Here is an 11,328-nt window from a genome sequence, read left to right as displayed (position 1 = left end):
CACCTGGCGGGTAGCTCTCAGGTATTACGGGTACGACACTTCTCCCCCGGCTCACCAAGCCAGTTGCGCAATCTCCTCCGTCACCACCGCGCACGCGTCCGCCGCCGGGTCGATCAGCGGGTAGTGGCCGACATCCTCCAGCAGCGTCACCCCCACCACCTCCCCGGCCTTGGCCGCCGCGTCCGCGTACGCCTCGGCGACGGCCTGCGGGACGTCCACGTCGGCGCGGCCCTGCACCAGGGTCGTCGCGATCCCCGTGGGCAGCAGCAGCGCGGGATCGGCGTACGGCCGCCGCTCGGCGAACAGTCCGCCCTCCCCCAGCAGTTGCCGCGCCGCGCCGCCGCACACGTCGAGCTTGTCGGCGACCTCGAAGTCGGCGATCGGCGCGAGCGCGACCACGCCCCGCAGGGGCGCCGGGCGGTCGGTCCGCCACGGGGCGTCCGCGGGCAGCAGGTGCCGGGCGGCCGCCCACAGGGCGAGGTGGCCGCCGGCGGAGTGGCCGGTGAGCACCGTACGGCGGACGTCCGCCTGCGGCAGGTGCCGCCGGACCAGCTCCGGCAGCGCGTCCAGCGCGGCGGCCACGTCGTCGAACGTGTCGGGCCAGCGCCCCGCGACGGGGTCCCCGGAACCGTCGACACCGGTCCCCTCCGCACCGCGCCGGTACTCCACACTGGCCACCGCGAAGCCCCGCCCGGCCAGGAAGCCGGCGAACGGACTGATGTGCCGCCGGTCGTACGGGGCGCGCCACGAACCGCCGTGCAGGACCACCACGACGGGGGCTGCCCCGCCCGGCCCCGCACCGTCGTGCGGCGCGTAGAAGTCGACCACCTGGTCGGGGTCGTCGCCGTAACCGGCGGTGGAGTCGGGGGCGACCGCCGGGTGGGAGAAGGCCGATTCCTCCTCCGCCGCGTTCCTCGCGGCAGCGGTGCCCGGTTCTGCTGCGGCGTCCGGCATGCTCAACCTCTCGGCGAAGGAACGGTGTTGGCGGACCGGGGGTGTGAAATCGGCCGTTGGCGGGACGTTATCAGGCCGGTGACGTGCGCGGACATGGGGATGTGACGCTGGGTGAGGGCCGACGCGCCCGGCCCTCACCCCGCGACCGGGCCACGGATCACCTGCGGCTCGACCCGGGACCCGGTCTGCGGATCACCTGCGGCTCACCTGCGGTTCGACCCGGGACCCGGTCTGCGGCTCAGCCGCTGAGCGTCCGGGCCAGCACCCGCGCCGCCCGCTCCACGTCCGCGAAGCCGACGTACAGCGGGGTGAAGCCGAAACGCAGCACGTCGGGCGCGCGGTAGTCGCCGACCACCCCGCGCTCGATCAGCCGCTTCATCACCTCGCCCGCGTCGTCACAGCGCAGCGCGACCTGGCTGCCGCGCTCGGCGTGCGCCGCCGGGGTCACGGACTCCACGCGGCCGTCCGGGACGTACGCCCCGACGCAGCGCAGGAAGAAGTCCGTCAGCGCCAGCGACTTCTCCCGCACCGCCGCCACGGACACCCCGGCCTCGTCCCACACGTCCAGCGCCGCCTCCAGGGCGAGCAGGGAGAGGATGTCCGGCGTGCCGACCCGCCCGCGCACCGCACCAGAGGCCGGGGCGTAGTCGGACCGCATGCCGAACGGCTCGGCGTGCGAGTTCCAGCCGGGCAGCGGGGAGTCGAAGCGGGCCTGGAGGCCACGGCGCACGTACAGGTACGCGGGCGAGCCGGGGCCGCCGTTGAGGTACTTGTAGGTGCAGCCGACCGCCAGGTCGACGCCGTGCTCGTCGAGCCCGACCGGCAGCGCGCCCGCGCTGTGGCACAGGTCCCAGACGGCGTACGCCCCCGCCGCGTGCACCGCGGCCGTGAGTCCGGGCAGGTCGTGCAGCCGGCCCGTGCGGTAGTCGACGTGGTTGAGCAGCACGGCGGCGGTGCGCTCGCCCAGGGCACCGGGGACCTCGGCCGGGGTCACGGGCCGCAGGGCGCAGCCTGTCATCCGGGCCGCCGACTCGGCGATGTACCCGTCCGTGGGGAAGGTGGTGGCGTCCACGAGGATCTCGTTCCGCCCGGGGCCGTCCTCCTGCGCCATGCGCACCGCCGCGACGAGCGCCTTGAAGACGTTGACGCTGGTCGAGTCGCCGACCACGACCTGCCCGGCGGCCGCGCCGACCAGCGGGGCGATCCGGTCGCCGACCCGCTCGGGCGCGGTCCACCAGCCGCTCTCGTCCCAGGACCGGATGCGCAGCTCGCCCCACTGGCGCCGTACGACATCCTCTACGCGCGCGGGGACGTGCGCGGGGAGGGCACCGAGGGAGTTGCCGTCGAGGTAGGTGACGTCGTCGAGGACGAACCGCTCGCGCAGCGCCGCCAGCCCGTCGGCGGCGTCCAGTTTCTCCGCCTCGCCCGCGAGGCTCGTCGGCTCAGACATACGACCGCGCCGTCCACAGCTCGGGGAACACGTTGCCCCGGGCCCGCTTCTCCAGCCAGGCCACCCCGGCGGAGCCGCCCGTGCCGGTCTTGGAGCCCATCGCGCGGCGGGTGGCGACCAGGTGGTCGTTGCGCCAGCGCCACACCAGCTCGGCGACGTCGGTGAGGGCCTCGCCGAGGCGGGCCAGCTCGCCGTTCTGGTCGCCGGAGTAGACGGCCGTCCAGGCGGCCTCCACCTCGGGGGCGGCCTCGTACTTCCGGGTGACGTCGCGCTGGAGCACGGCGTCCGGGATGTCGTACCCGCGCCGGGCGAGCAGCCGGACCACCTCGTCGTACAGGCTCGGCTCGTGCAGCGCCTTCTCCAGTTCCGCGTGGACGCGCGGCGCGCCGCGGTGCGGGACGAGCATGGAGGCGGACTTGTCGCCGAGCAGGAACTCCAGGCGGCGGTACATCGCCGACTGGAAGCCGGAGCCCTCGCCGAGGGCGGACCGGTAGGAGTTGAACTGGGCCGGGGTGAGCTGCCCCAGGGGGGTCCAGGAGGCGTTGAGCGCCTCCAGCTCCCGCACCGAACGCTTGAGCGCGTCGGTCGCCACCGGGATCCGGTCCTCGCGCAGGGCGCGGGCGGCGGTCTCCCATTCGTGGACGATGACGGTGAACCACAGCTCCATGACCTGGGTCGTGACCAGGAAGACCATCTCTCCGGGATCGTCGGAGAGGGTGTGCTGGAGGTGGGTGAGCACGTCCGCCTTGACGTAGTCCTCGTAGGGCGTGCTGCCCTCGAAGTCGAGATTCGGGGCGTCGTGGGACATCGCTGTCTCCTGATGTGCACGGGTAGCGGTCCGCCCTGCCGTTACCGGCACGGGGCCCCGGTCCCCAACGGCATCCTCCGCAATCGTCGCAGGAAACCGCAAGGCCCGCCCGCGCACGGCGGACGGGCCGGGGCGTGACACCGGGGTCAGCCCAGTACCTCGGCCGCGCTCGGCGAGGAGTCCTTCAGGAACTGGCTGCAGCGCTCGTACTCCTCCTTCTCGCCGATCGCCTGGGCGGCGCGGGCGAGGGCGTGCAGGGCGCGCAGGAAGCCGCGGTTCGGCTCGTGCTCCCAGGGCACCGGGCCGTGCCCCTTCCAGCCGCTGCGGCGCAGGGAGTCGAGGCCGCGGTGGTAGCCCGTACGGGCGTACGCGTACGACTCCACGACGCTGCCCCGCTCGAACGCCTCGTCGGCCAGGCGGGCCCAGGCGAGCGAGGAGGTCGGGTACTTCGCGGCGACGTCGGTGGCGGAGGTGCCGCCCGCCAGCAGTTCGCGCGGCCCGGGGTCGTCGGGGAGGTGGGTCGGGGGCGGTCCCCCGAGGAGGTTCTCGTGAATGGCCATGGGACAAGTCTGCGGCATCGCCGGCGGCGGCTGGACGGGGCTGTGGGTGCGATGGGGTGGGGTGGGGTGGGGTGAGGTGGGGTGCGTTGTCGGGTGCGGGTGCGGGTGCGCTGTCGGGTGCGGGTGCGGGTGCGTTGTCGGGTGCGGGTGCGTTGTGGTTGAGCGCGCAGTTCCCCGCGCCCCTTGAGGGCGTGACCCGGGCGTCGGTCCTAGGCGGTGCCCTGCGTCACCTCTCGTGCGCGGTTCCCCCCGCCCCTTGCTCCAGCGGGGGTGTCAGGACCGAACCGTGGGTGCGGCACTCGGGGTGGGGGCAGTCCGGGGCCGGGCGGCGCACCGTGGTGAAGGCGATCAGGGAGCCCGCCACCAGGACGCCCGCGCAGATCAGCATGGCCGGTCCGAACGCGTCGTCGAACGCGTCGGCCGACCGGTAGGCCTCCTCGCCCATGCCGGTGAGCAGCGGCAGCGCGGCGACCGCGACGAGGCCCGCAGCCCGGGCCGCCGCGTTGTTGATGCCGCTGGCCAGACCGGCGCGCGCGGTGTCCACGGCGGCCAGCACGCTCGCCGTCAGCGGGGCGACCAGCGTGACCATGCCGAGGCCGAGCACCAGCAGCGCGGGCAGCACGTCGGCGAGGTACGAGGCGCCGGGGCCGACCCGCAGCATCAGCACCATCCCGGCGGCGCAGAGCAGGGGGCCGACGGTGAGCTGGAGGCGCGGGCCGAGGCGCTCGGCGAGTTCGCCGGAGCGGGCCGAGAGCAGCAGCATCAGGACGGTGGTCGGCAGCAGGGCCGTACCGGCGGCCAGCGCGGACCAGCCGACGACGACCTGGAGCTGGAGCGCGGCGAGGAAGAAGAAGCCGCCGAAGGCCGCGTACACGCACAGGGTGACCAGGTTGACCGCCGTGAACTGGCGGGAGGAGAAGACGTCGAGCGGCATCATCGGGTCCTTGCCGCGCCGCTCGACGAGGACGAAGGCCACGGCGGCCACCGCCCCGGCCACCGCGCTGAGCGCCACCGCCCAGGACGCCGTACGGGCCTCGATCAGCGCGTAGGTGAGCAGCGCGAGGGCCGCCGCGCACAGGGCGGCGCCGAGGACGTCGAAGCGGGTGTGGGCGCGCTCGTCCGAGGACTCGGGGACGTGCCGCAGCGCGATCGGGGCGCACAGCAGCGCCAGCGGGACGTTGAGGAGGAAGACCCAGCGCCAGCCGGCCCCGTCGACCAGCCAGCCGCCGAGGAACGGCCCGACCGCCGCGCCGACGCCGCCGAACCCCGACCACAGGCCCACCGCGCGGCCCCGGTCGTCGGCGTGGAACGAGGCCTGGATGAGGGCGAGGGAGCCGGGCGTGAGCAGCGCACCGCCGACGCCCTGGAGGGCACGGGCGGCGACCAGGACCCCGGCGTTCGGCGCGAGGCCGCACAGCAGGGAGGCGGCGGCGAACCACAGCACGCCGAGGACGAAGATCCGGCGGCGGCCGAAGCGGTCCCCGAGGGCGCCGCCGAGGAGGATCAGGCCGGCCAGCGTGACCATGTACGCGTTGACGGTCCACTGGAGGGCGGCCAGGTCCGCGCCGAGGTCGCGGCCGATGTGGGGGAGCGCGACGTTGACGACGGTGGAGTCCAGCAGCGCCATGCTGGAGCCGAGGACGGTGGTCAGCAGGATCCACTTGCCCTGCGGTGAGGACAGCCGGACATCGGGCATGCCCCAGATATACACCCGTATACCCCCGGCATGCGGCGAGCCCGGCGCGTCGGGCGCCGGGCTCGTGCGTACGGTCGTGTCGACCGGGTGTTACTTGATCTTCTGGCCCGCCGAACGCAGGTGGCCACAGGCCTCGACGACGCGCGCGGCCATGCCGGCCTCGGCCAGCTTGCCCCAGGTGCGCGGGTCGTAGGTCTTCTTGTTGCCGACCTCGCCGTCGACCTTCAGGACACCGTCGTAGTTGCTGAACATGTGGTCGGCGACCGGACGCGTGAAGGCGTACTGGGTGTCCGTGTCGATGTTCATCTTGACCACGCCGTTCTCCAGCGCGGTCGCGATCTCCTCGGCGGAGGAACCGGAGCCGCCGTGGAAGACGAAGTCGAACGGCTTGCTGCCGGCCGGCCGGCCGTACTTCGACGCGATGCCCTCGTTCAGCTCCTTGAGCAGCTCGGGGCGGAGCACGACGTTGCCCGGCTTGTACACACCGTGCACGTTGCCGAAGGACGCGGCGAGCAGGTAGCGGCCCTTCTCGCCCAGGCCCAGGGCCTCGACGGTGCGGACCGCGTCGTCGACCGTCGTGTACAGGGAGTCGTTGATCTCGTGCGAGACGCCGTCCTCCTCGCCGCCGGTCGGGGTGATCTCGACCTCGAGGATGATCCTGGCGGCGCGGGCGCGCTCCAGGAGCTCCTGGGCGATGGAGAGGTTGTCGGACAGGGTCTCGGCGGAACCGTCCCACATGTGCGACTGGAAGAGCGGGTTGCGGCCGGCCTTCACGCGCTCCTCGGAGACCGCCAGCAGCGGGCGTACGTACCCGTCGAGCTTGTCCTTGGGGCAGTGGTCCGTGTGCAGGGCGACGGTGACGTCGTACTTCTCGGCGACGATGTGCGCGAACTCGGCGAGGGCGACGGCGCCGGTCACCATGTCCTTGTTGTGCTGGCCGCCCAGGAACTCGGCGCCGCCGGTGGAGATCTGGACGATGCCGTCGCTCTCCGCCTCCGCGAAACCGCGCAGGGCGGCGTGCAGCGTCTGGGAAGAGGTCACGTTGATGGCCGGGTAGGCGAACTTTCCTGCCTTCGCCCGGTCCAGCATCTCGTTGTAGACCTCGGGAGTTGCGATGGGCATCTGTCCGCTCCTTGTATGTGCGGGTGGGCGTGTTGTTGCTTATGGCCCTGACCTAGGACTGGGGGGCGACGTCATCGTCGGCCCCATCCTTCCAGACGGAACGGGAATACCCGAGTGGACCCCGGTCCCGTCTCGGCCCCTGGTACCCCTGGTGTCAGTCCAGGCCCAGCTCGTCCTTGTCGTACGCGTACAGGTACGGCACTCCCGCGCCGTCCTGGATCTTCTCCGCGGCGCCCGTCGCCCGGTCGACGATCGTCACGACGGCGACCACCTCGGCGCCGGCCTCGCGCACGGCCTCGACGGCGGTGAGCGGGGAGCCGCCGGTGGTGGAGGTGTCCTCGACGACCACGACACGGCGGCCCTTGATCTCCGGGCCCTCGACGCGGCGCTGCAACCCGTGCGCCTTGGCGGCCTTGCGGACGACGAACGCGTCGAGCCTGCGGCCGCGTGCGGCGGCGGCGTGCAGCATGCTCGCGGCGACCGGGTCGGCGCCCATGGTGAGCCCGCCCACCGCGTCGAACTCCAGGTCGGCGGTGAGGTCGAGCAGCACCTGCCCGACCAGGGGCGCGGCCTCGCCGTCGAGGGTGATGCGGCGCAGGTCGACGTAGTAGTCGGCCTCCAGACCCGAGGAGAGGGTCACCTTGCCGTGCACCACGGCCTTGTCCTTGATCTGCTGCAGCAGCTCGCCGCGTACATCCGTCATGTACGCCAGCTTAAAGGCGGCGCCAGGACCAGGTGGTCGTGGCCTCCAGCGGCTCCAGGGGTGTGACCAGGCGCGGGAGGGTGTTCAGGCCGTTGGGCGGGCCGGTCTGCGGCTCCACGCAGACGGCGGCCTCCTGCTCGTCGTACACCACGGCCCACTGCTCCCGGCTGGTCACCTTCAGCTCCAGCCGTCCCGGCCAGGTGAGGGTGACGTCGACGCCGTCGGGCATGCCGAAGCAGTCGTCCCAGGGGCCCGGCTTCGGGTCGACGCGGTTGCCGGTGGGGAGGTGGTCGTCGCCGCGCTCCTCCTGCCAGGCGGGGTCGAAGGCGATCTCCACTCCGGGGCCGTCCGCGCCGTCCGCGCCGTCCAGGGTCCGGTTGAACCAGGGGTGCCAGCCGACCTGCGCCGGGAAGGACGACTCGTACGTCTCCACGGCCATCGTCAGCGTCAGCGCGTCCTCGGCGAGGGCGACGACCTGGGTGACGCGGCCGGTGTACGGCCAGGGGTCGACGAGATCGTACGTGAGGACGGCCTCGCTCCCGCCGACGCGGGCGGTGCGCCAGGCGGCGTCGCGGGCGGTGCCGTGGATGGCGTGCGGCGGGGAGTTCAGGGGCATCTGGTGGACCACGGCGCCGTCGCTGAAGCGGCCCTCGCGGATGCGTCCGCACCAGGGGACCATCGGGAAGCAGCCGTAGCGCTCACCCTGGCGGAGCAGTTCCGTGCCGCCGACGCGGAGCCCGCCGATCCGGCCGCCGTTGCCCGGCAGCACGGTCGCCTCCGCGTCACCCGCGGTCAGCGTGATGGGTTCGTTACTCACGCCACGACCCTACTTGGGCGATCAAGGGCGGCCCACTCGGCCGACGGGGCGGTGCCGGGTGACGGGTGGCGGGTGGCGGGTGCCTGGGTGCCGGGTGCCGGGGCGGGTCACGCCGGGCCGCGGTTCAGCGGCGTTTGCGCAGAGCACGGCCCACTACGATCGCCGACGCCACGACCAGCGCGGCCGCGGGGGCGGCCCAGCGCAGGGGGGCGCCGACCGCGCTCGCCTGGGGTGCGGGCACGGGGGCGTACCTGCCGCGCGGCGGGGCGTGGTCCACCTCCTCGGCGCTGCGGCCGATCATCGTGCGGCGGGCGTGCGCGGCCTCGGCGGGAGGCTGGACGGCCGGTTCCCCGGCGGCGTGCGGCGCCGTGTCCGCTACCTCGTCCCCGGGCGGGTCGCCGTCCGCTCCTTCATCGTCCTCGTCCGTGTCCATGAGGGAGGGCGGGGGGATCTCGGTGTCGAAGACGGAGGTGGAGTGCGGATCGGGGTGCGCCTCAGGGTCCGGGGCGGGATCCGGGTCCGAGGCGGGGTCCGGGGCGGGGTCCGGGTCCGGCTGGGGCTTCGTCTCGTCCGGCTGTGCTTCCGGGTCCGGCTGCGGGGAGACCTGCGCCGCCGCGCCCAGGTTCGCCGCGAACCGGGTCAGCAGCCGGGCCGCCGCCGACGTGACCGACTCGCCGGGCAGCTCGGTGACGCGGCCGTCCGCGGTGGCCTTCCCGGTGAAGGTGACGGTGGCGCCGCCGTCGGCGTCGTCCGCGCGGAGCGTGAGCGCGAGCTTGACCGTGCCGGTGCCGCGCGACTCGGTGGCCTCGCCCTCGACGGCGTACGTGCCGTCCTCCCGCGCGGACAGGCGCAGGGAGCCGCGGTAGGTGATGGAGTGACTGCCGATGCGCACCTTGAGCCGGCCCGCGACGGGCTCGGCACCGGCGTCCTGCTGGAGCCCCGGGACCGCCCGGGCGACCCGGACGGGGTCGGCCAGCACGTCCCTGAGCCGCTCGGCCGGAACCGGAACGAACACCTCATGCTCCATGTCAGCGCAGCCTACCCAGCGGGCGCCCGGTGCACCCCCCGTCGGCACAAAGTCACCCGCCGCCCGCGCCGCCCGGCGTCACCAGCCCCGTCTCGTACGCCACGACCACCGCCTGGGCCCGGCTGGTCAGGCCCAGCTTGCTCATCGTGCGGTTGAGGTGGGTCTTCACCGTGGCCTCGCTGATGAACAGGCGGTCGGCCGCCTCGGCGTTACTCAGCCCGCCGGCCACCAGCTTCAGCACCTCGGCCTCGCGGCCGGTCAGCGCCGTCAGCTCGGGCGGCGGAGCGGCGTCCGGGGATTCGGCGCGCCCCGTGTCCGTCATCCGCGTGAACGCCTCCACCAGACGCCGGGTGACCGCGGGGGCGAAGAGCGCGTCGCCGCCGTGCACCGCGGTGATCGCGGCCAGCAGCCGTTCCGGCCCCGCGTCCTTGAGCAGGAACCCGGAGGCGCCGGCCCGCAGGGCGCCGTACACGTACTCGTCGAGATCGAAGGTGGTCAGGACGAGGACGCGGGGCGCGGGGTCCACCGCCTCGGCGAGGATCCGCTCGGTGGCCTGGATGCCGGTGAGGCCGGGCATGCGGATGTCCATCAGGACGACGTCCGGCCGGGTCCGCGCGGCCAGCGCCACCGCCTCGGCGCCGTCGGCCGCCTCGCCGACGACCTCCATGCCGGGCGCGGCGCGCAGCAGCGTGGCGAGGCCGCTGCGGACGAGGAACTGGTCGTCGACGACGAGCAGGCGTATCGGCCCGGCGGCGTCGTGGTGCGGCCCGTCCGGCGGGCGGTCTGCGTCGGTCATTCCCTGACGGTGTCTCCCCTGCGTGCGGCCTGTACCGGCGTCGGCAGGGTAAGGCGCACGCCGAATCCACCCTCGCTGCGCGGGCCGACGAGGATCGTCCCGCCGTAGAGCTTGGCCCTCTCCCGCATCCCGATCAAGCCGTGTCCGCCCCGCTCGGCAGGTGTGACCGGATCCAGCCCCTCCACCGGCCCGCCGTCGGTCACCGACACCGTCACCTCGCCCGCCCGGTAGGCGAGTTCCACGGCGGCGTCCGCGCCGGGCGCGTACTTGAGCACGTTGGTGAGCGCCTCCTGCACGACCCGGTAGACGCACAGCTGGACGCCGGGCGGCAGGGGGCGCGGGGTGCCCGTGACGCGCAGCTCGACGCCGACGCCGCCGGTGCGCACCCGGGTGACCATCTCGTCGAGCTGGTCGAGGCCGGGGGCGGGTGCGCCGTCCGCGCCCTGCACGCCGTCGGCCCGCAGCAGGCCGAGTATGCGGCGCAGTTCGGCCAGGGCCTCGCCACTGGCGCCCTCGATGGTGTCCAGGGCGTCGCGCGCGGTGCGCGCGTCGGAGTGGAAGACGAAGCGGGCGAGGCCCGCCTGGACGTTGATGACGGCGATGTGGTGGGCGACCACGTCGTGCAGTTCGCGGGCGATCCGCACCCGTTCCTCGGCGACCTCGCGCCGGGCGCGGTCGGCCTGCTCGGCCCGCAGCCGCAGCGTCAGCTCGCCGGTCCGGCGGGCCACATACCCGAACCGCCACAGCACCAGCGGGAAGCCCACGGCCTGCCCCACCACCGAGGCCATCGCCCCGGCGTCGCTGCGCAGACCGGCGTAGATCCAGACCCCGGCGAGCAGCGCGGCGCAGGCGGCGGCGGTGCGGGTGGGGCGCAGGGAGGCGACGGTGTAGACGGCGAGCATCGGGCCGAAAGAGCCCACGACGGGCCAGTAGTCGAGGGTGACGTACACCGCCCAGCAGGCGTGGACGGCGAGGCAGACCGTGACGGGGGCGCGGGTGCGCAGGACGAGAGGGAGGGTCAGCAGGGCGACGAGGGTCCAGGCGAGCGGGTCGAGCGCGGGCCACCCCTGGGCGACGGCCTCGGTGCCGAGCAGGACGGCCACGGTCGTCAGCGCCGCGGCGATCAGGCCGTCGGCCGCCAGGGGGTGCAGGCGCATTCCCGCAGCGTAGGTCCGCCGCCCGGCGTCGGCGTCATCCTTCTGCCGTACCGCGGAAGTTGCAGGAACCGGCCGGCTACCGCGCCGGGTTGGCTCCGGTCTCCACCCACCGCCGGATTCCGCGGCACGCGGGGCGGCCATAGGTTCTCGGTGCGAGCGATCCACAGGGGGTGTGGCGGTTCGTCCCGTACCCGGGGGGGAAGGGCCGGGCCGCCGCACGGGGATCACGGGGATCACG

11 protein-coding genes are annotated in these 11,328 nt (G+C 74.0%); all 11 read right to left on the bottom strand.

Annotation, left to right across the window (positions count from 1 at the left end):
- Positions 1-51: 51 nt before the first annotated feature.
- Complete coding sequence (locus tag Sco07f_RS07400) at positions 52-954, bottom strand: alpha/beta hydrolase (protein ID WP_108987309.1); 903 nt, start codon at positions 952-954, stop codon at positions 52-54.
- Positions 955-1,192: 238 nt separating this feature from the next.
- Positions 1,193-2,404, bottom strand: coding sequence for a kynureninase (kynU, locus tag Sco07f_RS07395; RefSeq protein WP_108987308.1), 1,212 nt, complete (start codon positions 2,402-2,404; stop codon positions 1,193-1,195).
- A complete protein-coding gene (locus tag Sco07f_RS07390; RefSeq protein WP_007451728.1) occupies positions 2,397-3,212 on the bottom strand; it encodes a tryptophan 2,3-dioxygenase in 816 nt (271 codons plus the stop codon). Before Sco07f_RS07390 ends, kynU begins: the two co-directional genes overlap by 8 nt.
- 146 nt (positions 3,213-3,358) lie before the next feature.
- A complete protein-coding gene (locus tag Sco07f_RS07385; protein WP_054103084.1) occupies positions 3,359-3,772 on the bottom strand; it encodes a DUF3151 domain-containing protein in 414 nt (137 codons plus the stop codon).
- 226 nt (positions 3,773-3,998) lie between these two features.
- Positions 3,999-5,468, bottom strand: a complete 1,470-nt coding sequence (locus Sco07f_RS07380; protein WP_108987307.1) for an MFS transporter — start codon at positions 5,466-5,468, stop codon at positions 3,999-4,001.
- Positions 5,469-5,558: 90 nt separating this feature from the next.
- On the bottom strand, positions 5,559-6,590 hold the full coding sequence (fbaA, locus tag Sco07f_RS07375) for a class II fructose-bisphosphate aldolase (RefSeq protein WP_007451722.1): 1,032 nt from the start codon (positions 6,588-6,590) through the stop codon (positions 5,559-5,561).
- A gap of 154 nt (positions 6,591-6,744) precedes the next feature.
- Positions 6,745-7,293, bottom strand: coding sequence for an orotate phosphoribosyltransferase (pyrE, locus tag Sco07f_RS07370; protein WP_007451719.1), 549 nt, complete (start codon positions 7,291-7,293; stop codon positions 6,745-6,747).
- Positions 7,294-7,303: 10 nt separating this feature from the next.
- The gene (locus Sco07f_RS07365) at positions 7,304-8,110 is read right to left on the bottom strand and encodes an aldose epimerase family protein (protein ID WP_108987306.1); all 807 of its coding nucleotides are present in this window, start codon (positions 8,108-8,110) and stop codon (positions 7,304-7,306) included.
- A gap of 124 nt (positions 8,111-8,234) precedes the next feature.
- Complete coding sequence (locus tag Sco07f_RS07360; protein ID WP_167468045.1) at positions 8,235-9,137, bottom strand: SRPBCC domain-containing protein; 903 nt, start codon at positions 9,135-9,137, stop codon at positions 8,235-8,237.
- Between the two features lie 52 nt (positions 9,138-9,189).
- A complete protein-coding gene (locus Sco07f_RS07355) occupies positions 9,190-9,933 on the bottom strand; it encodes a response regulator (RefSeq protein ID WP_007453209.1) in 744 nt (247 codons plus the stop codon).
- Complete coding sequence (locus tag Sco07f_RS07350) at positions 9,930-11,090, bottom strand: sensor histidine kinase (RefSeq protein WP_167468044.1); 1,161 nt, start codon at positions 11,088-11,090, stop codon at positions 9,930-9,932. Before Sco07f_RS07350 ends, Sco07f_RS07355 begins: the two co-directional genes overlap by 4 nt.
- Positions 11,091-11,328 lie beyond the last annotated feature (238 nt).

The organism is Streptomyces coelicoflavus (assembly GCF_003112555.1).
GTDB classification, from domain to species: Bacteria; Actinomycetota; Actinomycetes; order Streptomycetales; family Streptomycetaceae; genus Streptomyces; species Streptomyces coelicoflavus.
The sequence above is the reverse complement of the archived record's forward strand: the minus strand, read 5'-3'. Positions and strand labels throughout refer to the sequence as shown.